Consider the following 22,733-nt stretch of genomic DNA (forward strand, 5'->3'; position numbering starts at 1 on the left):
TTCCCGGCGCCCCTCCGGCTCAGAACAGGCTCTCGAAGCCCACCTTCGGGAAGGCGTCGAGATGCGTGCCCGGCGTGGCGTTCAGCACCTCCACCCCGTTCGCCGCACCCCAAAGGTTGCAGTAGCTGTAGCAGACCTCCGACCAGGCGGTGCGCGGCGGCACGAAGATGCGGTTGCTGGTGTAGTTGTTGGTGAAGTGCGTCGGCCCCTGGGCGGTGTTGCCCTCCCAGAAGTCGAAGCCCAGCCGCGTGCGCTTCACCAGCTCCTCCGGCGGGATATGCGCCGTCGGATTCGGGTCCTGCTCGTCCTGGCCGCGACGCCGCACCTTGGCGATCGGATAGGAGTGGTCCACGCCCACCAGCACGATCGGGTTGCAGCCCATCATGGCGGCGATCTGGATCAGCACGATCGTCACGGTGAAGCTGTTGAACAGCATCGCCGGCGTTTCCCCGAACTGTGGGAAGTTCAGGATCTGCTCGCCCGCCACGATCTCGCCCGGCATCGGCACCGGCACCTGGTTGGGCATGCGCAGGAAGCCGAGATACTCGAAGGGGATGAACTTGATGGATTCCGCATCCATCCCCGCCTCGTATTCCTCGCGGTACATCTCGATCTGCAGCCGGTCCGAGATGGCCCAGTAGGGGAAGGCGAGCCCCCAGTCGGCATAGCCCATGAAGGAGCGGTTGGAGCCGAGGGCGATCTCCCCCTTCAGCCGCCCCATGTCGATCTGCCGCAGGCTGGGGCCGTTGCCGACCACGAAGGCACGCTTGCCGGCATGGCGGTTGCGGAAGGTGTCCAGCAGCAGCGGCACCTCGATCCGCAGCTCCCGCGTCCGGCCCAGGAAGTGGAAACGCCGGGCGCCCAGCGCATGCATCACCCGCACCGCCGGATAGCGGTCGTTCCAGGCGGGCTGCTCTTCGCCGCTGAGGAAGACCATGGACATGCGCGCGGGCTCGCTGAGGATCACCGCCTCCCGCGCCCCCACCGCCCCGAGCAGCGGGCGCAGACGCAGCGCCTCCGGCCGGTCCGGCGAGTCCGGGATGGCGTGGTGCGCCAGCCCGTGGCGCCGCGCGATGCCGGCGGCGATCGGCGCGTCCTCCTCGTCGGACAGGATGACCGGCGCACCGCCGCCGAAGAGGCGGTTCGGCGTCGCGCGCAGCCATTCCTCGGCCAGGTCGGCATCCGCCGCGTTCACATGGACGAAGCTCATGCCGCCACCTTCGCCTTCTCCTTGCCCGTGGGTCGGGCCTCGGGGGGTTTCTTCGCCGGCTCCGCCCCGGCCTCGGGCGCCACGGGCTTCGGCTCGGCCGCTGCGGCCGCCTTAGGGGTCCCGGCAGGCTTCGCGGGTTTTTCCGCCGTCACGGGTTCTGCTCCGGCCTTGGGAACAGCGGGTTTCGGCTCCGCAGCCTTCGCGGTGCCGGCAACCGGTCCGGGCTTCGCGTCAGCCACAGAAGCGGCAGGCTCCGTCTTCTCCGCCGGCTTGCCGCCTACCGGGGCCAGCGGCCGGTCCACGGCCAGCAGCAGCGGTCCGGCGAGGCGGGTGCCGTCCGGATGCGGCAGGCTGCGGGTCAGGCGCAGTTCCAGCCGGCCTGCCCCCGCTCCTTCCAGCGGAGCCTCAAGCGCCACCACGTCGTCCAGTCCGGCGAATTCCGCCGGAACCGGTACGGGACGCAGCGCCAGCGGCTTGCCCTCCAGCGTCGCGGACAGCGTGCCGAAGGGCGACAGGTCGGCGGGCGCGAGGAGCAGGCGGAGTCGGCCGACCGGCCCCTCCACCGGCGGCAGGGTCAGCAGGGCCGCCGGGGCCGGGCCGATCCGGCGCGACGGCAGGCCCTGGAGGAACTCCACCTCCCAGAAGCCGGACAGGGTCAGGTTCTCGCGCAGCAGGATACGGCGCGCCTCCGCCGCATGGGCCAGCGCGACGGGAAGCAGGGCGTTCATGCGGCCTCCGCGGTGGAGAGGGAGAGGGGCTCGGCCGCGTCCCGACCCGCCCGCGCGGGCTCGATGCCCTCCAGCGCCGCATAGGGATCGCCCGGCGGGACGGGGACCGGCAGCGTGCCGGAGGCCAGTTCCTTGGGCGTCACCAGCGGCCAGGGGCTGCCTGTCGCGGAAGCGCCGGCCAGGGCCAGCACGGGGACGCCCCGCGCCGCCATGGCGCCGCAGAAGGGCGCGACGCCCCCCGCCGGGGCAAGGTCCACCACGGCCCGGACCGTCGCGGGCGCCAGCAGCAGCGCGGAGGCCACCCAGGCGACCGGCAGGTCACGCGGCAGGCCGAGCCGGGCGCGAAGGGCCTCGGCGGGCTCCAGCGGCGGCGCATCCACCACGCAGAGCAGCGACAGCCCCGCCTTGCGCAGCGGCGTGGCAAGGCGTGACAGGGCGTCGCGCAGCACGGCGGGTTCGGCCAGGGTGGCGTCGAGCAGCAGCCACGGCCCCTCCCCCGGCCCTTCCGGCGGCGTCATGCCGGGCAGGGTCAGGGCGCGCAGCAGGCCCGGCCCGTCCAGGCCGATCACCCCAGGCCCGGGTTGCAGGCCGAAGCCCAGCCGCCCGGCCCGGAAGGTGCCCAGCTCCGCGCCCGGCAGCAGGGTGGTGGCGCGCAGCCCGTCCGGGATGGCACTGCGCCGCTTGGCGCCGCGCATGATCACGCGGCCCAGCCCCGGCTCGGCCGCGAGCAGCGCCAGGCTGTGCGCCAGCGCGTCCTCGCCGGGATGCAGGTCGTTCACCAGCAGCAGCCCGTCACAGAGTTCCTGCCAGCGCGGCAGGTCCGGGGTGAAGCCGTGCGGGTTGCCGTGCAGCAGCAGCAGCAGCGGCCCGCGCCGGCGCAGTTCGGCCAGCAGCGCCCGCTCCGCCGCGCCGCGCAGGTGATCGAGGGTCGCGCCCTTCTCGATCACCACCAGGGTCGCGTCGGAGCCGGCCTCCTCCAGCAGGCCGGGTGGCAGCCAGGCGAGGTCGGCGCCGTAGCGCGCGCCCTTGCCACGACGCATCCGCGCCGGCGCGGTGGTGATCGCATGCGCCACCTCCCCGCCCCGGATGAACTCCACCCGAACCTCCTCCCCCGGCAGGTTCGGCGCCCGGCCGTTCAGGGCGAAGCCGGAATAGGCGTCGCCATAGGCCCGGTTCTTGTTGTGCAGGCCGGTCTGCAACCGGTCCGGCAGGGTCTCGCCAAGCAGCTCGCCGTCGAGCAGCACGCGGATCGCCTCCATGCGGGGGCGGGACAGGACATGGCCCTCCACCTCCAGCACGCCGTACTCGTCGAGGGCGACGCGCTTGAGCTCGGCCAGGATCGGCAGGCTGGTCGGGTCCTCGCCCTGCGCGAGATGCGGCTCCACCGCTCCCGGCGCCGCCTTCTCCCACTTCGCCGGCAAGGCCTGCACCGCGACGCCGGCACGGCTGTAGCCGACCAGGGTGAAGGCGCCCGCCGCCTCCAGCATCCAGCTTTCCTCGGGGCCGAGATGGGCGCTGAAGCCCGGCGTCTGCTGCGGGAAGCCTTCCAGCTTGCCCATCACATCGGGCCGCGCCCGGCCGCCCTGCATCCAGACCCGGCGCGGCCCGGCGAAGCCTTCCAGCAGGAAGGGCACGGGCGCCCCGGCGGCCCAGCCATGCACCAGGCTGCTGCCGGATTCGCGCAGGAACTTCATGCCGCCGCTGCGCCACCAGCTCGGCGGCTTGGCCGGCCGTGCCTTGGCCAGCTCCACCAGGTCATAGACCCGCGTGGCATGGTCCAGCACCTCGCCCGAGGCGGAAAGCACCACGGCGCTGACCTGCACCGCATGGCCCATGGCGACATGCGGGCGGACCAGCCCGAAGCCGCACTCGTCCGTGCCGATCCAGGGATTCTCCTTGAGCACGTCCTTGCGCACCATGCCGCGCACCGCCTCGCCGAGCAGCTCGCCATCGGCGCGCAGCACCACGCGCGCATCGGGCGGCGCGGCGGCCCAGCCCTTGATCTCCAGCAGCCAGCCCGGATGCATCACCGCCGCGCCCAGGTTGAGGCGCTTGGGCTCCGGCCGCTTCGGCAGCTTCGCCGGCACCGCGATCACCGGCTTCGGCGGCAATGGCCTGGCCAGGAAGCTCTCCAGCGCGGCCAGCGCCGCCTGGCCGCAGCGCTCGACGGAAGAGACCGCCTCCACCACCTGCGGCAGGTGCGCCCAGTCCTCCGGCGAGGACTTCATCACCCGCAGCACGCCCTCGCGCAGCTTCGCCACGTCGCCCACGGGGGCGGTGATCAGCGCGTCGCCGCAAACCTCCTTCACCACGTCCAGGTCGTAGCAGACGCAGGGCGTGCCCACGGTCAGCGCCTCGATCGGCGGCAGGCCATAGCCCTCGAACCAGGAGGGATAGAGCAGCATCCGCGCCCGCCGCAGCTCGACGAATTTCTGCGTGTCGCTGGCCAGCGGATGCACCTCGACCTCGACGCCATAGCGGCGCGCCACCGGCACCAGCGCGTCGCGATAGGCCTCGTCCAGCTTCGGGCTGCCGACGATCAGCGACAGCGTCCAGCCGCGCATCTCCTCGCAGAGCACGTCGATCAGGTCGCCCGCGCCCTTGTGCGGGTCGCGCGGCCGCACGAAGCTCAGGATGCGCTTCTCGCGGTACTGCACCGCCGCCCGCGCCGCCGCGTCGAGGTTGATCGGCTGGTGCCAGTGGCCGAATTCCAGCCGTTCGTCATCGTACCAGAGGCGCGCGTACTTCTCGGATTCGCGGGAATTGCTGAGGATCAGCACGCCGTTCTCGGCGACATCCTCGGTGGCCAGCTTCCATTCGCGCCACAGCACCTCGTCGCGCGGCACCGGCACGGCGGCGTTGAACCAGTTCGGCGTCTCGAAGTTGAAGATGCACATCCGCGCCCCGCGCCGCTGCGCGAAGCCGCGCGCGCCGACATAGACCATGCGGTCCAGCGACTGCGTCGGGATCAGCACCACCACGTCGAAGCGCCCTTCCGGCAGTGCCGTCAGGAAGTCCTTGGTGACATGGATACCGATCTTGCCCGGCCGCCCGAAGGCGTGCAGGTCCTCGTGGAAGACGGGGACGTGGTTGGTGACGAAGGCCACCTCGGCCCCGGCGCGCGCGAGGCACTGCGCCAGCACATAGGCCGCGAGCCGGCCGCCGCCGTAGTTGCCGGGGGCGTTGGTGACGAAGATCGCGACCCGCATCAGGCGGCCCTCCTCCGATCGCGTGCGATGACCCGGATGCCCTCCGCCTCCAGCCGACGGAGCGCGGGGGCCAGGGCGGCCTCCTCGGCCGGCGGGATGGCCAGGCGCAGCGACACGCAGCCGGCATGCAGCACGAAGGCCAGCAGCGGCAGCAGCCGGAACGGCAGGCCCGGCGTTCCGGAGAACAAGGGAGCGGCCAGATCCTCCCCATAGCCGATCGTCGCCCCCATGCCCCGCGCCGGCGGCCTGCCCCAGAAGGCGGGCGCCCGCGCATCGAACAGGCTGGCGAGGCGTCCCCGGCGCGGATCGCCGGCCCAGCCGAGTTCCACCACATCCGCCTCCAGCCCCGCCTCGCCGCCAGCGAGGAGCACCAGGTCCTCCTCGCTGGGCGAGGGACGGTACACGGCCGCATCGGCCAGCAGCGCGATCCCGCCTGCCCGGATGCCACGCAGCGCCGCCAGGGCGCGCCGGTCGGCGGTCGAGGGACCCGGCAGCAGCGGAACGGCTTCCAGCCCCCATTCCTCGACGATGGCGCCGAGCGCCTCCCCCTCCGCGCCGATGGCCGGCACCAGAAGGCGCTCCACGCCGTCGCGCATGGCGCGGGCCAGCGGCTTCACGCCGGGCGCCGTGCCGCCGCCCAGGGCATAGAGGCACCCCTGGGCCAGCCTCGAAAGTTCCCCGGTCAGGGCGTCGCCTTCCGTGCCGTCCACCAGCAGGCCTGTCCGGCCCTTGCCCTCCGGATCGGCGAGGCGCGCCTCCAGCACCAGATGGCGCAGGGCGCGGTCCAGAGCCTCGGCTGAGGGGCTCGCCATGGGCAGGCCCAGCCCGCGCGCCAGTCCCGTGGCCGGTGCCCCGTCCCGCAGCACGAGGGTCTGCACCTCCGGACAAAGGCGGGAAAGGCTGGCCCGCAGGGGCTCGGAGGACAGGATGACCCTGATGCCGCGCAGCCTGTCGCGCATCTGCCCCACCAGCTTCTGCCGGTGCTGCGGGATGTAGATCAGCCGTGGCGCCGTCACCGCCTCGGCGGGCAGCAGGCAGGCGCGCGGGAAAGCCAGCGCGGGCTTGCCGAAGCGTTGCAGCAGTTGCGGGGTCTCAGCCAGCAGCAGCGCGGGCAAGCGCACACCTTCGGCGGGCTTGGCGATGCGCTGCATCACCTGTTCCAGCGCCGGATCGCCGGGGAACGGCTCCCACTCGGAGGCCGGCAGGCCACGGGCCGGAACGGCCAGCATCGCCAGATCGAAATGCGCCAGCATCCGAGCCGTGGCGCCGGCGAAGCCCGCGGCATCGGAGACCAGCAGGAGCCAGGGGGAATGCCCCTCCCCGCGCAAGCCCCCGGCCAGCGCGCAGAGCCGGTCCCAGCCCGGCCCCTCGGCTTCCGTGGCGAGGAACAGCACCACCGCACCCGGTCCCTCGCGCAGGGCCGCCATGGCATCGGGGCGGCGGGACACCAGCGCGGGCGACGGGCGGTTCGCGGCCAGCGGTCCCAGGCAGCCATGCGGACGCAGGACGAGGTCGTGCCGTCCATCCTTCGTGGTGACGGTCAGCACCGGCGTGGCGTCACGCTCCGGCAGATGCAGCCGGGCCTCGAACTGGCCCCCGCCCAGCGGATGCACCGCCTCCGGTGGACCCTGGCCGGTATCGAGCAGGACGCTCCCGATCTCCGCGGCCGTCACGTTCATCCGCAATGTGAAGAAGCCGGCCTCGTCGAGGCTGGCCTCGATGACCTGCCCTGGCATGGCTGTATCGGGGCAGCCCTCACCCTCTGAGTCGTAAGTGGTCATGTCCGGTTGTCGGTGCTCGCGGAACATTGAAGTTGCACCTTTCAGCATGCCCACAACCATAGCAAGGGTTAATCATGTGTAACTAAAGAGACGACCGCATACTGTGGGTTTGTCTCAACTTATGAGAAGCGTTATAAAGGTTTTACACACTAAATGGTTGTATCATGCAATCTTGCGGTGCAAAATAACCCTTAGTTTACCTACCCATGGTTGTCGCCCCCCGGGTCGTCAACCCGGGCAGCCACCAAAAAGGGACTCACCGCATGAAAGTGGGGATCATCGGCTACGGGAAGATGGGGCAGATCCGCGCCACCGCCATCGAAGGCGGACGGCACGCGGAAATCGCCACCGTCTTCGACACGGTACGCCTGCCGGACTGCCCGTATCCCTATGCCGCCTCGGCCGAGGAGATCATCGCCGACCCCAGCCTCGACGCGGTCTTCGTCTGCACGCCGAACTGGCTGAACCGCCCGCTGACCATCGCCGGGCTGCGCGCGGGCAAGCACGTGTTCTGCGAGAAGCCGCCCTGCTTCAACGGCACCGAGATGCGCGAGATCATCGGTGTCGAGCGGGAATGCGGCCGGGTGCTGATGTACGGCTTCAACCATCGCCACCACGGCGCGATCCTGCGCATGAAGGAGATGATCGAGGAGGGCGAGTTCGGCCGGATCCTCTGGATGCGCGGCCGCTACGGCAAGAGCGTGGACGGCGACTACCTGAAGGGCTGGCGCGCCGACCGGAAGCTCGCCGGCGGCGGCATCCTGCTCGACCAGGGCATCCACATGCTCGACCTGCTGCTGCACCTGAACGGGCGCCCGTTCGACGAGGTGCAGGCCATGGTCTCCAACCTCTACTGGAAGACGCCGGGCATCGAGGACAACGTCTTCGCCCTGATGCGCGACAGCGCCACGGGCTGCGCGGTCTCCTTCCACTCGACCATGACCCAGTGGCGGCACCTCTTCTCGCTCGAGGTCTTCCTGGAGCGTGGCTACCTCACCCTGAACGGCCTCAAGACCTCCTCCGGCACCTATGGCGAGGAAGTCCTGACCATCGCGCGCAACCGCGCCACGGCGCCGGCCGCGAGCTTCGACAGCGAGGAGAAGATCCACTTCGAGGTGGATGCCTCCTGGCAGCGCGAGGTGGACGCCTTCTTCGAGTCGGTTCGCGCCGGCTCGCCCGTCACCTACGGCTCCTCGGCGCAGGCGCTGCAGGTGCTCGACCTGATCGACCGCATCTACGCCCATGAACGGCACGAATCCGCCGATCTGCGCGAGATGCTCCTGGGACATGCGGACTGAGGGGAAGAGAGTGATGGACACCAACGTCAAGGACGCCATCGTGACCAATGACTGGCACGGCTGGCTCGAGAACTACTTCCAGCGCTACACGTCGGAGGCCTTCGACGAGAAGCACTATCCGGCGCTGATCGCCTTCCGCGATCTCTGCCTCAAGATCCGCGCCAGCAAGAACAAGCTGCTCTTCGCCGGCAACGGCGCCTCGGCCTCGATCTCCTCGCACGGCGCGGTGGACTTCACCAAGCAGGGCCGCGTCCGCGCGGTGGACTTCAACGAGCCCAACCTGATCACCTGCTTCGCCAACGACTACGGCTACGAGAACTGGATCTGGCGCGCCATGGAGCGCTATGCCGATCCGGGCGACGCGGTGGTGCTGATCTCCGTCAGCGGCACCTCGCCGAACGCCGTGAAGGCCGCCGAATGGGCCCGCAGGAACGACGTCAGCGTCGTCACCTTCACCGGCAAGTCGCCGGAGAACCCGCTGAAGGCGCAGGGCGACATCAACTTCCACATCCCCTCCGGCGCCTATAACGTGGTCGAGGGCGTGCACAACATCTGGCTGACCACCGTCGTCGACATGCTGGTCGGCGAGGCCGAGTACAGCGTGGTCTGACGCCATGCGCATCCTGGCCATGATCCCTGCCCGCATGGGCAGCCAGCGCCTGAAGCAGAAGAACCTCAAGGAGATCCGTGGCGCGCCGCTGATCGCGCATGCGATCCGCAAGTGCCAGGAGGCCGGGGTCTTCGACGAGATCTGGGTGAATTCGGAGCATCCGGCCTTCGGGCCGGTGGCGCTGGCCGAAGGCGCCCGCTTCCACCAGCGTCCGGAGCATCTCGGCTCCAACACCGCGACCTCCGAGCAGTTCGTCGCGGAGTTCCTGGAAAAGCGGACCTGCGACGCGGTGGTGCAGGTGCACTCCATCGCGCCGCTGCTGACGGCGGAGGAGGTCCGCTCCTTCGTCACCCGGCTGCGCGAGGGGCAGGAGGACGCTCTGATGAGCGTCATCCACGAGAACCTGGAATGCATGCATCGCGGCGCACCGGTGAACTTCACCCTCGCCGAGAAGACCAACAGCCAGGACCTGCTGCCGGTCGAGCGGATCACCTGGTCGATCACCGGCTGGCGGCGCGACACCTATCTGGAGGCCTTCGCCGCCGGACGCTGCGCCACCTATTCCGGCCGCATCGGCACCTGGCCCGTGGGCCGGATGGCCGGGCACGTGATCAAGACGCAAGAGGATTTCGACATCGCCGAGGCGCTCTGGGACACGGTGCACCGTCCCGCCGCCGCCATGGATGCCGCCGCCGCCTGACGGCGCGGCGCATCGCCTGACAGGAAGCGCCGGGAGGGAGACCTCCCGGCGCTTCGTCGTTCCGGCTCAGGCCGGAACCCGCATCTCCACCGTACCGAAGCGGCCGAAGGAGGCCCGCACCAGCCCGGGGCGCGGCGGCTGCAGGCAGCCGGTGCAGGAACCGGTCAGCACGTACTGCCCCGCCTGGACCGTGTAGCCACGCGCATTGGCCAGGGCCACGAAAGCCACGGTGGCACCGAAGGGCCCGCCCTCCACCAGCGCCCCGGTGCCAGAGGCCGCCTCGGCCCCGTCGAAGCTGACCGAGACCCGCAGGTCCAGCAGCTCCTCCGGTGTCCAGTCCGCGACTCCATCCCCGACGATGCCGAGGCCCGAGGCGCCGTTGTCGGCGATCAGCCCGAAGGCACCGAACTGCCCCAGCGCGGCGAAGCGCGTCTGCGGCACCTCGATCGCGGGATGCACGCCGGTGATCGCCGCCCGCACCTCCTCCGCCGACCAGGGCGCGCCGCGTGGATCGAGGTCGCGGCCGAATCGGAAGGCGATCTCGCTCTCCACCCCGGCCTGCGGCAAGTCCGACGCGGCAGGCTCGGCACCGGAGGGCAGAACGCGCTCCGCCGGCAGCACGCCGAAGAAGCCGCGCTCCAGCCCGAAGCCCTCGCGCACCGACTTCACCGTGGCGCCCAGCTTCCAGGCCCCGATCCCGCGGATGGTTCCTGCCACCACCGCGTCCTGCACCGCTTCGGCTTCCGCCAGGCTGGCCGGGATCTCGGTTGGCTGCGGCGCCAGGACGGCGCGGTCGCGCACCGCCGCGATCAGCTTCGCCGCCAGCGCGCGGCGCTCTGCCACATCGCTCACGAGGGTGCCCTCCCCGACACGGCGCGTACATGCATCGGCCCGCCGACCTCGCCGGCGATGGCGATCTCGCCGCCTGCGGCCTCCACCAGCGCGCAGCCGGCGGCGACGTCATACCAGTTGATGCCTTCCTCCTCGTAGCCATCGAAGCGCCCGCAGGCGACCCAGGCCAGGGAGAGCGCGGCACTGCCGATCATGCGGATCTTGGTCCAGCCCTCGAAGCGGCCGATCACCCGCGCCAGACCCTCGGGCGAATGGTCCGCCTTGGCGGGCAGGCCGGTGGAGAGCACCGCGCGCGGCCGGGCCGGCGGCTCGACCAGCATGCCGTCCTGCCGGAAGCCCAGCCCCGGGCCGCCCGAGAAGAGCTCGTCGCGGTTGAAGTCATAGATCGCGCCGAGCACCGCCTTGTCATCGCGGCACAGCGCCACCGAGACGCAGCACAGCGGCACGCCACGGAAGAAGTTCCACGACCCGTCCAGCGGGTCCACCGCCCACCAGGCCTCGCCCGGCGCCGGCTGGCCGCCGATCCAGCCGGCCTCTTCGCTGAGCACCGGAAAGGGCGCGGCCTCGCGTAGCGCGGCGATGATGAGGGCCTCGGAAGCCTTGTCCTGCTGGAGCTTGATGTCCCGGCCGATGGCGGATTCCGCCACGCCGCCCCCGGCGCGCAGCAGATCCCGGCTCACCCTTGCGGCCGATTCGGCCAGGGCGAGAGCTGTCAGGTTGTCCATGCGCGCAGTCTGCTCCATCGCAGCGCGCAAAGACAGTGTGGAACACGCGGGCACCGGAATCGCATGACCGGGCAGGCCAATTGTACGGTTCCGGTGAAAAACGGTGGGATTCAGCCTTGTAGAGCGATTCTCTGACACCTAATCTCAAGCAGTTTCAACAAGGACGCAGCCACTGGCATGATGGCGGGGTCGCATATCGCGCTCGGCGCCGCGGCCTGGCTGGTGGCCGCGCCGAAATTCGGCCTTCCCGCCGTGGATGCCGCCTCGCTCGGCCTCGCCGTGCTCGGTTCCCTGTTGCCGGATATCGACCACCCGAAATCCTGGGTCGGCAAGCGAACGCGGCCGCTCTCCAATGTCGTCGGCTGGATCTTCGGCCATCGCGGCATCACCCACTCCGCCCTGGCGGTGGCGGCCTGCTTCGCGCTGCTGTTGCAGACGGATCTGCCGCGCTGGGTCATGGCACCCCTGCTGGTCGGCTACCTCTCGCATCTGGTGGCGGACCTGCTGACGCCCGGTGGGCTGCGCCTCGCCTGGCCGCTGAGGGGCACATGGTCCCTGCCCCTCTGCCGCACCGGCTCCGCCTTCGAGCCGCTGGTGGTGGCGCTGATCCTGAGTTGCGCGGGCTGCGGGACCTTCGGCAAGCCGGATCTTGCATCCGGCTGGCGCGCCGCCGGGCTGTGCCGGGTCTGGCAGGGCTATGACGGCTTCCGCCCCTGTGCGCCGGAGCGGGAGCAGCGCGCCCATCCTGCGGAGCGGACGCTGGCCGGCCGCTTCGCCAACCGTTCCTGAAGCAACCCCGCGCGGCGATTCGCGCGGCGGCCAAACCCTGCCGCGGGGCCGGGCGTTCCAGGGGGTGGAGCGCCGCTCAACCTCCACGCCCGAGGAAGGCCACATGACGCCACAGCCGCCGAGCATACCGAGATCCCCGTGGTGTCGCCTGCCTGGGCTCGCCGCGCTCCTGACGCTTCTTTCCGGGCCGGTCCTGGCACAGGCCCCCTCACCCACGTCACCCGGCAATCCCTCCACCCCTGTACCGGCGCCCTCCACTCCCGAGCAGGGCACTTCGCCCGATCGTTCTGCTCCCCTGCCGCGCAGCGGGGTGATCCAGCCGCCCGCGACCAGCCGGGTGGACCCCGGGATCCAGACCACCGTCCCCGATCCCCGGCCCAACACCATGCCGGTGATCCCGCCGCCCGGCACGCCCGGCGGGAACCCGCAGATCCAGCCGCGCTAGGACGCCATGCCGGACCCTGAGCCCGTGGAACCGGAGGAGACCTGGGAGGTCGTGGTGGTCGGCGCCGGGCCTGCGGGGCTTAGCGCCGCGCTGGTCCTGGGGCGGTGCGGACGCCGCACGCTGGTCTGCGATTCGGGCGAGCACCGCAACGCGGCCGCCAAGGCGATGCGCGGCTATCTCGGGCGTGACGGCACACCGCCCGCCGAGATGCTGCGAATCGCCCAGGAGGAGATCGGCCGCTATCCCAGCATCTCCGTGCAGCGCGTGACGGCGGTGGAGGCCGTGCGACGGGATGACGGCGCCTTCCGCGTCGATCTCTCCGATGGCCGCGCGGTTCTGGCGTCGAAGCTGATCCTCGCCACCGGGGTGGTGGACCAGTTGCCGTCCCTGGAAGGGCTGGACGCGGTCTGGGGCCGTAGCGCCTGGCGCTGTCCCATCTGCGATGGCTGGGAGCACCGCGACCGCCCGCTGGCCGTCTATGGCAACAGCGAGGACGCGGCGCGCTTCGCCCTGGAGATCCGGCACTGGACGGCGGACCTCGTGCTCTGCACGGATGGGCCGCCGGAATACCCGGAGCGCTGGCGGCAGCGCCTGGAGGGCCAGGGCATCGCGATCAGGACGGATCGCATCGCACGCCTCGAATCGGATGCGGGAGCCCTTTCGGCCATCCATTTCGCGCAGGGCGACAGGCTGCCGCGGAGCGGGCTCTTCCTCGCCACGCCCTGGCGTCAGCGCTGCGATCTCGCCGAGGCGCTGGGCTGCGAGATGACGGAGCACGACACCGCGCGCACCGGACGGCACGAGGCCAGCACGGTTCCCGGACTCTATCTCGCGGGCGACATCGCCGGGGGCTACCAGCTTGCCATCGTCGCCGCCGCGCAGGGCGCGACGGCCGCCGTCGCCGTCAACACGGAGCTGATTCGCGACGGGCTGCGCGGCTGACCGCGATCGTCGCTTTTGCAGTGCACAAAAGGCATCCCGCCCATTCCCGCCCCGCCGCAGGGGTTTGGGAACGCGATGGAAAACGCGATTCCCTTGCTGTTTACTCGCATCTGGCCGAGACAGCGTGAAACGGCTGCGTTATGGAAGCCGCACTACTGGAGGGGTTGCATGAGCAAGAAGTTCCTCACTGGCGTGATCGTGGAGTCCAGCGAGATGACCGGCGTCGCCGCCAACCGGCTGGCGACCGACCTCATCGAGGCGATCAAGAAGGAGATCATCGAGACCGGCCGCTTCTCGCTGCCGGAATTCGGCTCCTTCATCGTCCGCGAGACGCCCAAGCGCACCGCGCTGAACCCGCGCACCGGCGAGAAGGTCGCCGTGAAGGCCGGCGCCACCGTGCGCTTCAAGCCTTCGCCGGCGCTGAAGGAATCGGCGCTGGCCGGGCTGAAGAAGGCCAAGCGCAAGGCCGCGCGCAGCACGGGCAGCAGCGCGAGCTGAACCCGGCAGCCGCCGGCGGGGCTTCTCCTGGAGACGCCCTGTCCGGCGGCCGCCCGTCCCGGCATGGCCGGGACAGCCCCGGCTGCCACGCAGGGGCGGACCGGCGGGCTCAGCCGCCGGCGTAGTCCCCAGGCCTGATGGCCAACAGGAAGATCCCGTTTCCGTCCGCCAGGCGGATCATCTCCTCGCGCTGGATCACCAGCGCCCCCTGAGCCTCGAAGGCGATCCCCGCCAGCCCGACCTGGATCGCCATCCGCACCGTCGCCGGCCCCAGCGAGGGCATGTCCAGGTTGCGGTCCTGCTCCGGCTTCACCAGCTTCACCAGCACACCGCCCCGGCCTTCCCGCTGCAACGCGCCGCAGCGGGCGATCAGCGCATCCGTGCCCTCGATCCCCTCGACCCCCAGCACGAGGCCCTGCTGCACCACGGCCCCCTGCCCCACATCAAGCCGACCCAGCGCCTGAACCACGGTGACGCCGCGGCGGATGTCCTCCAGATGGTCCGCATCCGGGGCGACATGGCCCAGCAGGCCCGGCGGCACCTGCAACCCGTCCAGCACCGAATCCGGCCCGACCAGGGAAAAGCCTTCCTCCATCAGGACCTTCCGCAGCGCGCTCAGCAGCCCGTCATCGCCGGAGAAGGCGCGCGCGCCGATCCGGGCGAGGTAGCGCGCCGTCGCCGCATCCGGCCGCAGCGACAGCAGCGAGGGGCGGCGCACATGGCCGCAGAGCACCAGCTCGCGCACGCCCTCGTTTCGCAGCCAGGGAATCGCCGAGCCCAGGGCACCGAAACGCAGCCGAAGGGACGGATAGCCGGCCCAGGCTGCGGGATCGGCGAAGCCTTCCAGCAGCACGGGGCGCACCTCCCGCCCCGCCGCCCGCGCGGTGGCGGCGACGCGGAGCGGCAATTCCCCTCCCCCGGCGAAGATGCCCAATGGGGGAGCCATGGCCGGCGAGGTCAAGCCGCCTCGCCCGGGGCCTCGTCCTCGCGCAGCCCATGCACGCGGGCCCGCATCAGGCCACGCCGGCTGTGCGTGTCCACGAAAGCCAGGATCTCGGCCACCGCCGGGTCTTCGCCCCAGCTCGCCCGGGTGCGGGCCAGGCGTTCGGAGAAGACACCGTCGCTGGCGAAGAGACTCCGCACCGCCGCCCGCAGGGCGTGGATGCGCGGCCGGGAGAAGCCGCGGCGTTTCAGCCCGATCAGGTTCAGCCCGGTCAGCCTCGCCCGGTCGCCCAGGCAGGCACCATAGGGGATCACATCCGCCTCGATGCCGCTCATGCCGCCGATCACCGCCTGCCGGCCGATGCGCACGAACTGGTGCACCGCCGCGCCGCCGCCGACGAAGACCGTGTCGCCGATCTCCACATGGCCACCCAGCATGACATTGTTGGCCAGGATCACGTTGTCCGACAGCGTGCAGTCATGGCCCACATGGGCGCAGGCCATGATCAGGCAGTTGTCGCCGATGCGGGTGAGGCCATGGCCGCCGACGCTGCCGCGATGGATCGTCGAGTGCTCGCGGAAGGTGCAGCGCGCGCCGATCTCCACGCGCGTGGGCTCGCCCTTGTACTTCAGGTCCTGCGGCGGCAAGCCGACCGAGGCGAAGGGCATGAGCTTCGTGCCCGGCCCGATCCGCGTGTCACCGTCCACGACGGCATGGGAGACGAGCTCGACGCCCTCCTCCAGCACCGCCTGGGCGCTGACGCTGCACCAGGGGCCGATCTTGACGCCGGCGCCCAGCCGGGCACCCTCGGCGACGATAGCGCTGGGATGGATCTCTGCCACGCTCACTTGTCCAGAATCATCGCGGCATAGGTGGCCTCGGCCACGACCGTGCCATCGACCTTGGCTTCCGCATTGAACTTCCACACGTTCCCGCGCTGCCGCTCCTTCACCACGTGGATGCGGAGCTGGTCGCCAGGGACCACGGGGCGGCGGAACTTCGCGCCCTCGACACTCATGAAATAGACCAGCTTGCCATTCGCGGAGGGCCCCAGCGTGCGCACCACCAGCACGGCCGCCGTCTGCGCCATGCTCTCGATGATCAGCACGCCGGGCATCACCGGATGGCGCGGGAAATGGCCCTGGAAGAAGTTCTCGTTGACCGTGACATTCTTGATGCCGATGGCGCGCTCGCCCAGCACCACTTCCACCATGCGGTCCACGAGGAGCAGGGGATAGCGATGCGGGATCGCCTCCATGATCTGCGCGATATCGAAAGTCTCGAAGGTCTCGCCCTCGGCCCGCGGCTCTTCCTGCCCGCTCATTCTGTCCTGTCCGTTGAAACCTTCTTGGCGGCCAGGCGGCGCACCGCCGCGAAGCCGCGCATCGCGTCGCGTACCGGCTCCGCCGGGCTGCCCAGAACGTCCATGCCCGCGGGCACGTCGTTGATGACACCCGCCTGCGCGCCGATCCGCGCCTTTGTTCCGATTGTGATATGGCCCGTCAAGCCCGCCTGCGCCGCCACGGTCACGTAGTCGCCAAGGATCGTAGAGCCGGAGATCCCGGCCTGTCCCACGATGACGCAGCCGCGCCCGGTGCGGACGTTATGGCCGATCATCACAAGATCGTCGGTCCGCGTCCCATCGCCCAACACCGTGTCTCCCGCAGCACCGCGATCGACGCAGGAATTCGCCCCGATCTCGACGCGGTTTCCCAGAACCACCCGCCCCAGTTGCGGGACGGTGACGAAGTTCCCGGCGCCATCCGGCACGAAGCCAAAGCCCTCGTTGCCCACCCGAGCACCCTGGTGCAGCACAACCCCGTCCCCGGCCAGGCAGAAATAGGCGCTGGCCTGGGCATGGATGCGGCAGTTGGCGCCGAAGGCGCAGTTCGGGCCGATCACCGCATGTGGCCCGACGATGCAGCCGGGCCCGAGCTTCGCCCCCTCGCCGATCACGGCATGGGGGCCGATCTCGGACCCTTCGCCGATCTCCGCGCCCTCCCCCACCACGGCAGTCGGGTGGATGCCCGGGCGCGGCGGCGGCGGCGGATGGAACAGCCCGGCGATCCTGGCGAAGGCTAGCTGCGGCGAGCGTGCCAGCAGCACGGCAGCCTGCTCCGGGACATCCGCCTGCATCGAGGCGGCGACGATCACCGCCCCCGCCCGCGTTGCCTGCAGGGCATTGCGGTTGCGCCGCCCCTCGGCGAAGGCGATCTCGCCCGGCCCTGCCTGGTCCAGCGGGGCCACCTCCGTCAGGGAGAGGGCGGGGTCGCCACGCAGGATCTCGGCGCCTCCGACGCGCGCAACCTCCTCCAGCGTCCGCTTTCCGGCATGGATATGGAAGCGCGGGTCCGCCATGGTCTAGCGGCGTTGCTGCGCCGGCTTGGCCGCCTGCGGCTCGGCCTGCGCCGCGGGCGCGGCCTCTTCCTTGGCGAGCGTCACGCTGCGCAGAACCTTGTTCAGCTGCTGGCTGATCTCGTCCGTCAGGTCGAAGGGCGGATCGTTGTAGATCACCAGCGGCCGCGGCAGGACGAGGTTCACCTTGTGGTTCGCCGCCACCTGACGCACCACCCCGGCCAGGGACCGCTCGATCTCGTTCAGCGCAGTCTGCGCCGCCTGCTCGATGGCCCGCGAACGGTCGCGGAAGACGCGCTGGCTCTCGGTGATCTTCTCCTGAAGCTCGCGCTCGCGGTTGCGCAGCGCCTCGGGCGGGTTGCGCTGCTGGTCCGGCGTCAGGGCCGCGCGCTCCTGCTGCAGCTGCTGCTGCGCGTCGCGCCAGCCCGTCTGCTCCTTCTGCAGGTCCTCGTTCAGCTTCTGCCGGCGGCGCTCGATCTCCTCCCGCACGCCGTTGAAGGCGGTGGAGTTGCGCTGGACCTCCGGCACGTCCACCACGCCGATGACCGCATCGGGTGGTGCCTGGCCGGGGCCGAGTGCGGCACGGTTCGCCGCCGGCTGGGCCGGGCGCTGCGCCGGCTGCTGCTGCTGCGCCGGGCGCTGCTGCTGCGCCGGCTGGGCGGGACGGGTCTGTTGCTGACCCTGCGGAACGAACCAGTCCTGCGCCTGGGCCGGCATGGCCCATTGGGTGGCAGGAATCAGGACGGCCAGGGCGGCGAGAGCGGTGCGCGCCTTCATCATCGATACTCCGGAAATTCTCAGAAACGGGTGCCGAAGCCGAAGCGGAACACCTGCGTCTTGTCGTAGGACTTCTTCACCACGGGCGCGGCGAAGTCGAGGTTGATCAGGCCGAAGGGGCTGGCCCAGGAAATGCCGGCGCCGGCGCCCACGCGTGGGGAGCTGTCATCCACCACCCCGTCGCCCTTGGAGGACTGGCTCAGGGCGCCGACATCCACGAAGGTCCGGCCGGTGATGCCCAGCTCGTCCGGGATCGGCAGCGGGAAGCGGAACTCGGTGGACTGGGTCCAGAGGAAGCGGCCGCCCAGGGATTCGTCGTTCTGCACGCCGCTCACGATGGAACGGTCGCGCGGGCCGACGCCCGCCACCTCGAAGCCACGCAGGTTCTCGCCGCCCAGGAAGAAGCGGTCCACGATCAGGTCCTTGCCGCCGCCCCAGGTCTGCAGGTAGCCGGCGCTGCCGCTGACCGCGAGGACGTATTTCGGGTCGCCCAGCAGCTTCTCGAAGGGGACATAGACGGCGGCGTCCCCGCGCCAGCGGACATATTTCGCGTCGCCGCCGAGGCCGGCGAAATCCGTGCCGAAGCGCAGCACGTAGCCGCGCGTCGGATCGAGACGGGAGTCGCGCTTGTCCCAGGTCAGGGTCTGGCCCACCTGCGACAGCAGCGTCTTGCCCTTCTGCTCCAGGATGTACTTGCTGGTGACGTCGTTGCTGATGTCGAAAATGTTTCGCTGCGACAGGGTATAGGTCCAGGACTGGCGCAGGAACTCGTTGAACTCGTAGCCGGCGCGCAGCGCGAAGCCGTAGCGGCGCTCCTCGTAGCCCGAATAGTCGCGCAGGTCGCGCGTCACGTAGAAGATGTCCGCGCCCACGGCGAGGTTGCGGTCCAGGAAGGACGGGTCGGTGACCGAGGCGTCGATCGAGGAGCGGCGCTGCGCGATGGTGCCGTTGATGCGCGCGTCGATGCCGGTGCCAAGCAGGTTGCGCTCGCGCAGGCCGATATCGGCCAGCGCGCCGGCATCCGTCGAGTAGCCACCGCCGAGGCTGATCTCGCCCGTGGCCTTCTCCGAGACCGCGGCGTTGACGATCACCCGGTCCGGCGCCGAGCCGGGCGAGGTGGTGATGTTCACGTCGTTGAAGTAGCCGAGGTCACGGACGCGCTGGCGGGAGCGGCGGATCTGCGCGGCGTTGAAGGGATCGCCCTCGGCGACGCGGAACTCGCGGCGGATGACCCGGTCCTGGGTGCGCGTGTTGCCGGTGATGTCGATGCGGTCGACATAGAGCCGCTCGCCCTCGCGCACGTCGAAGGTGATCTCGACCGTGCCCTTCTCGCGGTCGCGCTGGATGCGCGGCTGGGCCTCGGCGAAGGGCGCGCCCAGCTCGTTGGCGCGGTCCTGGATCGCCTGGACGGCGTTCTCCACCGCCTCTCCGTCATACCAGTCGCCGGGGGAAAGGCTGATCTCCGGGCGGAGCTGCTCCGGCTTGATGTTGCGCAGCTCCGAGGTCAGGTCGATCTTGGAGACGCGGTAGCGCTTCCCCTCGTTGATCGTATAGGTGACGAAGAAGCCGGAACGGTCCGGCGCCAGCTCGGCCGTCGCGGCCGTCACCTGCACGTCGGCATAGCCGTGGCGGAGGTAGTAGCGGCGCAGCAGCTCGCGGTCGAAGTTCAACCGGTCCGGATCGTAGGAGTCCGAGGAGCTGAAGGGACGGTACCAGGCGGCCTCGCGGCTGGCCACGATCTCCTTCAGCCGGCTGTCCGAGAAGGCCTCGTTGCCGACGAAGTTGATCCGGCCGATCAGCGCGGTCTCGTTCTCCTTGATCTCGAAGACCACATCGACCCGGTTCTGCGGCAGCTCGATGACCTTGGGCTCCACCGTGGCGGCGAAGCGGCCGCGGCGGGCATAGAGCTCCAGGATCTTCTCCCGGTCGGTCTGGGCCGCCTGGGGCGTGAAGACCGCCCGCGGACGGATGGAGACCAGGGGCTGCAACTGGTCGTCGGAGATCTTGCGGTTGCCCTCGAAGGCCACCCGGTTGACGATCGGGTTCTCCTGCACCCGCACCACGATGCGGTCGCCCTGGCGCCCGACCTGGACGTCCCGGAACAGGCCGGTGGCGAAGAGGGTGCGGAGCGAGCGGTCCAACTGCTCCGAATCGAAGCGGTCGCCCGGCTGGAGCAGCATGTAGGAGCGGATGGTATCCGCCTCGATGCGCTGGTTTCCGACGACATCGATGCCACTGACGGTGCCCTGCCCCGCACCCTGTCGGGGAGCGGCGGCCGGGGTGCCGGTGCGACCGCGCTGCGGCTGGGCGCTGGCAGGGGTCACGAGCACGGGGACGAGGCAGGTAGCAGCGAGAAGCAGGGCGCGTGTGGCGTTCAAGTTCCAGGTTCCGAGCCGGCATTCCCCGTCCGGCGCCGGGAAGGGCCGGACGGGGGCGGGCGCAAACTAGCGGCAAGCCCCCGGGAACGCCAACCCCGTCTCAACAACCAAGGCGAAGCGTATGGTTATCCAGCCAGACCTGTGATCCATCGGACAACGCCCAGATGGCTCAGGTCGTTCCAGGTCGAGAAGATGAACAGGGCCGCCAGCACCGCCAGCCCCGCCCGCAGCCCGTAATCCATGGCCCGGGCGGAGAGCGGCCGGCCGCGAATCGCCTCCGCCGCGTAGAAGACCAGATGCCCGCCATCCAGGACCGGGATGGGGAAGAGGTTGATCAGCCCCAGATTCACCGAGAGCACGGCGATGAAGGTGATCAGGCTGGGCAGGCCCAGCGCGGCCGCCTGCCCGGAGATCTGCGCGATCCGCAGCGGGCCGCCGAGATCGTCCGTCCCGCGCTGCCGGGTGATCATCTGCCAGACCCCGACCAGGGTCTGCTTCGAGACCTCGTAGGTGTTGGCGACCCCGCCCCAGAGCGCCGCGGCCGGATTCATCCGCTCGAAGCTCGGCGCCCCGGCCGCGATGCCCAGCACCCCGACCGGCGCCGCCCCGTCGCGCTGCCGCGATTCGGGGGTGGCGGAGACGGTCAGATCCTCCATCCCGCGCCGGACCGACAGGGTGATCGGTTGGTCGGGATGCGGCTCGATCCGGCTCTGCAGGTCCGTGAAGCGGCTGACCGGCTGGCCATCCACCGCGAGGATCGTGTCCCCGGCCTGCAGCCCCGCCCGCTCGGCCGCGCTGCCGGCCACGACGGTGCCGACATTGGCGTTCATCACCGGCTGGCCGACGGTCATGAAGAGCCCGGCGAAGAGCACCGCCGCCAGGGCGAAATTGGCGATGGGCCCGGCCGCCACCACGATGGCCCGGTCGCGCACCGGCTTGTCGTGGAAGGTCTCGCCCGCGCGCCACGCGGCCCGCACCGCCGGGTCCACATCCCCCGGCTGCTCCTGCCCATGCAGCTTCACATAGCCGCCCAGGGGCAGCCAGCCGATGCGCCATTCCGTGCCGCGCCGGTCGGTCCAGCGGGCCAGGGCCTGGCCGAAGCCGATCGAGAAGCGCTCGACATAGACCCCGCGCCAGCGTGCGGCCCAGTAGTGCCCGGCCTCATGGATGAAGACCAGCACGCCCAGCACCACCACGAAGGCCAGGATCGTCCGGCCAGAGCCCAGCAATGCGTCCAACTCAGTGTCCTCTCAGGGTCTTGCCCCCGAAATCCTCATATGGTCCGGCCCCGCCTAGGCAGCCATCCCCATCCGTTCCGCCTCGGCCTCGGCCGCCCGCCGCGCCTCCCCGTCCAGCGCCAGCACGGCCTCCAGATCGGGAATCGCCGGCGCACCGAGCCGTTCCATCACCGCCTCGACCACCCGGGCGATGCCCAGGAAGCTCAGCCGGCGGCCCAGGAAGCGCGCCACCGCGACCTCGTTGGCGGCATTCAGGATGGTGGGAGCGCCACCGCCCGCGGACAAGGCTTCCCGCACCAGCCGCAGCGCCGGGAAACGTTCCGGATCGGGCGGAAAGAATTCGAGACGTCCCAGCGCGGCCAGATCCAGGCGACCCACATCCACGTGGCGGCGCCCTGGCCAGGACAGCGCATGGGCGATCGGGGTCCGCATGTCCGGCGTGCCGAGCTGGGCGATCAGCGAGCCGTCAGCATACTGCACCAGCCCGTGCACGGCGGATTGCGGGTGCACCAGCACCTCGATCCGCTCATGCGGCACGGGGAAGAGATGCGCCGCCTCGATCACTTCCAGCCCCTTGTTGAACATGGTGGCGCTGTCGATGCTGATCTTGGCGCCCATGCTCCAGACAGGGTGGCGGACTGCCGCCTCCGGGGTCGCGGCGGCCATCTCGGCCAGGCTGGCCTGGCGGAAGGGGCCGCCCGAGGCGGTCAGGATGATCTTCTCCGGCACCGAGGGCTGCCGCGCGTCCAGCGCCTGGAAGATCGCGTTGTGCTCGGAATCCACCGGCAGCAGCAGCGCCCCGGCCTCCCGCGCCACCCGCATCACGATCGCCCCGGCGCAGACCAGGCTTTCCTTGTTCGCCAGCGCCAGCGTGCCGCCCCGGCGCAGCGCCGCGAGGGTCGGGCGCAGCCCCGCCGCCCCGACCACCGCCGCCATGGTCCAGTCCGCCGGGCGGGAAGCCGCCTCCAGCACCGCGGCCTCGCCGGCGGCACAGGCGATGCCGCTACCCGCCAGGGCTTCGCGCAGGGCCGGCAGGCAGGTCTCGTCGGCCAGCACGGCGATGGCGGGGCGCAGCCGGCGTGCCTGCTCCGCCAGGGCGCGGGCGTCGCGCCCAGCCACCAGGGCCTCGACCGCGAACTCGCCTGGCGCGGCCGCCTCCAGCAGCGCCACCGTGCTCTTTCCCACCGAGCCCGTGGAGCCCAGAACCGTGATCCGTCGCGTCATCGCCCCTGCGTCACCACTTCTTCTTGCTTCG

The 22,733-nt window shown here is 70.7% G+C and carries 20 protein-coding genes and 1 pseudogene; 7 read left to right on the forward strand and 14 right to left on the reverse strand.

Annotated elements, in window-relative coordinates; all coding sequences use genetic code 11:
- Positions 1 to 19: 19 nt before the first annotated feature.
- Genes RGI145_RS10290 through RGI145_RS10305 form a run of 4 tightly spaced genes read right to left on the reverse strand, consistent with a single transcriptional unit; the run spans position 20 to position 6,883 of the window.
- A complete protein-coding gene (locus RGI145_RS10290) occupies positions 20 to 1,210 on the reverse strand; it encodes a motility associated factor glycosyltransferase family protein (RefSeq protein WP_075798252.1) in 1,191 nt (396 codons plus the stop codon).
- On the reverse strand, positions 1,207 to 1,938 hold the full coding sequence (locus RGI145_RS10295) for a hypothetical protein (RefSeq protein WP_075798253.1): 732 nt from the start codon (positions 1,936 to 1,938) through the stop codon (positions 1,207 to 1,209). Before RGI145_RS10295 ends, RGI145_RS10290 begins: the two co-directional genes overlap by 4 nt.
- Complete coding sequence (locus RGI145_RS10300; protein ID WP_075798254.1) at positions 1,935 to 5,147, reverse strand: glycosyltransferase; 3,213 nt, start codon at positions 5,145 to 5,147, stop codon at positions 1,935 to 1,937. The genes RGI145_RS10295 and RGI145_RS10300 overlap by 4 nt, the downstream gene beginning before the upstream one ends.
- The gene (locus RGI145_RS10305; protein ID WP_075798255.1) at positions 5,147 to 6,883 is read right to left on the reverse strand and encodes a hypothetical protein; all 1,737 of its coding nucleotides are present in this window, start codon (positions 6,881 to 6,883) and stop codon (positions 5,147 to 5,149) included. Before RGI145_RS10305 ends, RGI145_RS10300 begins: the two co-directional genes overlap by 1 nt.
- Positions 6,884 to 7,191: 308 nt before the next feature.
- Between RGI145_RS10305 and RGI145_RS10310 the strand changes: the two genes are divergently transcribed.
- The 3 genes from RGI145_RS10310 to RGI145_RS10320 are packed head-to-tail and all read left to right on the forward strand — an operon-like array spanning position 7,192 to position 9,536.
- On the forward strand, positions 7,192 to 8,226 hold the full coding sequence (locus RGI145_RS10310; RefSeq protein WP_075798256.1) for a Gfo/Idh/MocA family protein: 1,035 nt from the start codon (positions 7,192 to 7,194) through the stop codon (positions 8,224 to 8,226).
- Positions 8,227 to 8,239: 13 nt separating this feature from the next.
- Positions 8,240 to 8,836, forward strand: a complete 597-nt coding sequence (locus RGI145_RS10315) for a D-sedoheptulose-7-phosphate isomerase (protein ID WP_075798257.1) — start codon at positions 8,240 to 8,242, stop codon at positions 8,834 to 8,836.
- A 19-nt stretch (positions 8,837 to 8,855) separates the two neighbouring features.
- Positions 8,856 to 9,536 carry an acylneuraminate cytidylyltransferase family protein gene (locus tag RGI145_RS10320; protein WP_237183041.1) on the forward strand — a complete coding sequence of 227 codons (681 nt, stop codon included), beginning with the start codon at positions 8,856 to 8,858 and terminating at the stop codon, positions 9,534 to 9,536.
- 66 nt (positions 9,537 to 9,602) lie between these two features.
- Here the strand turns inward: RGI145_RS10320 and RGI145_RS10325 are convergent, their stop codons facing one another.
- Together RGI145_RS10325 and RGI145_RS10330 are read right to left on the reverse strand one after the other, a co-directional pair.
- Positions 9,603 to 10,388 (reverse strand): 2-keto-4-pentenoate hydratase, encoded by a 786-nt coding sequence (locus RGI145_RS10325; RefSeq protein WP_075798259.1) that lies wholly within the window; start codon positions 10,386 to 10,388, stop codon positions 9,603 to 9,605.
- A complete protein-coding gene (locus tag RGI145_RS10330) occupies positions 10,385 to 11,113 on the reverse strand; it encodes an inositol monophosphatase family protein (RefSeq protein WP_075798260.1) in 729 nt (242 codons plus the stop codon). The genes RGI145_RS10325 and RGI145_RS10330 overlap by 4 nt, the downstream gene beginning before the upstream one ends.
- Before the next feature lie 177 nt (positions 11,114 to 11,290).
- Between RGI145_RS10330 and RGI145_RS10335 the strand changes: the two genes are divergently transcribed.
- The 4 genes and pseudogenes from RGI145_RS10335 to RGI145_RS10350 all read left to right on the forward strand — a co-directional run.
- Positions 11,291 to 11,902, forward strand: a complete 612-nt coding sequence (locus tag RGI145_RS10335) for a metal-dependent hydrolase (protein ID WP_075798261.1) — start codon at positions 11,291 to 11,293, stop codon at positions 11,900 to 11,902.
- Positions 11,903 to 12,212: 310 nt separating this feature from the next.
- Positions 12,213 to 12,347, forward strand: coding sequence for a hypothetical protein (locus RGI145_RS26015; RefSeq protein ID WP_257787103.1), 135 nt, complete (start codon positions 12,213 to 12,215; stop codon positions 12,345 to 12,347).
- A 6-nt stretch (positions 12,348 to 12,353) separates the two neighbouring features.
- The gene (locus RGI145_RS10345) at positions 12,354 to 13,289 is read left to right on the forward strand and encodes an NAD(P)/FAD-dependent oxidoreductase (protein WP_075798263.1); all 936 of its coding nucleotides are present in this window, start codon (positions 12,354 to 12,356) and stop codon (positions 13,287 to 13,289) included.
- Positions 13,290 to 13,457: 168 nt separating this feature from the next.
- Positions 13,458 to 13,721 (forward strand): annotated as a pseudogene (locus tag RGI145_RS10350) (HU family DNA-binding protein); the annotation flags it as partial.
- A gap of 175 nt (positions 13,722 to 13,896) precedes the next feature.
- Here RGI145_RS10350 and RGI145_RS10355 read toward each other — a convergent pair.
- The 8 genes from RGI145_RS10355 to dxr form a co-directional block, all read right to left on the reverse strand.
- On the reverse strand, positions 13,897 to 14,733 hold the full coding sequence (locus RGI145_RS10355; RefSeq protein WP_075799984.1) for an LpxI family protein: 837 nt from the start codon (positions 14,731 to 14,733) through the stop codon (positions 13,897 to 13,899).
- Between the two features lie 11 nt (positions 14,734 to 14,744).
- Entirely contained in the window at positions 14,745 to 15,578 is an 834-nt protein-coding gene (gene lpxA / locus RGI145_RS10360; RefSeq protein WP_075798264.1) for an acyl-ACP--UDP-N-acetylglucosamine O-acyltransferase, read from the reverse strand.
- A complete protein-coding gene (fabZ, locus tag RGI145_RS10365) occupies positions 15,575 to 16,054 on the reverse strand; it encodes a 3-hydroxyacyl-ACP dehydratase FabZ (RefSeq protein ID WP_019460065.1) in 480 nt (159 codons plus the stop codon). The genes lpxA and fabZ overlap by 4 nt, the downstream gene beginning before the upstream one ends.
- A complete protein-coding gene (lpxD, locus tag RGI145_RS10370) occupies positions 16,051 to 17,088 on the reverse strand; it encodes a UDP-3-O-(3-hydroxymyristoyl)glucosamine N-acyltransferase (protein ID WP_075798265.1) in 1,038 nt (345 codons plus the stop codon). Before lpxD ends, fabZ begins: the two co-directional genes overlap by 4 nt.
- A 3-nt stretch (positions 17,089 to 17,091) precedes the next feature.
- Positions 17,092 to 17,865, reverse strand: coding sequence for an OmpH/Skp family outer membrane protein (locus tag RGI145_RS10375; RefSeq protein WP_075798266.1), 774 nt, complete (start codon positions 17,863 to 17,865; stop codon positions 17,092 to 17,094).
- A 17-nt stretch (positions 17,866 to 17,882) separates the two neighbouring features.
- Positions 17,883 to 20,240, reverse strand: coding sequence for an outer membrane protein assembly factor BamA (gene bamA, locus RGI145_RS10380; protein ID WP_075798267.1), 2,358 nt, complete (start codon positions 20,238 to 20,240; stop codon positions 17,883 to 17,885).
- Positions 20,241 to 20,365: 125 nt separating this feature from the next.
- Entirely contained in the window at positions 20,366 to 21,478 is a 1,113-nt protein-coding gene (gene rseP / locus RGI145_RS10385) for an RIP metalloprotease RseP (protein WP_418314477.1), read from the reverse strand.
- A 54-nt stretch (positions 21,479 to 21,532) separates the two neighbouring features.
- On the reverse strand, positions 21,533 to 22,702 hold the full coding sequence (dxr, locus tag RGI145_RS10390; RefSeq protein WP_075798269.1) for a 1-deoxy-D-xylulose-5-phosphate reductoisomerase: 1,170 nt from the start codon (positions 22,700 to 22,702) through the stop codon (positions 21,533 to 21,535).
- Positions 22,703 to 22,733 lie beyond the last annotated feature (31 nt).

It is taken from the genome of Roseomonas gilardii (assembly GCF_001941945.1).
Classification (GTDB): domain Bacteria; phylum Pseudomonadota; class Alphaproteobacteria; order Acetobacterales; family Acetobacteraceae; genus Roseomonas.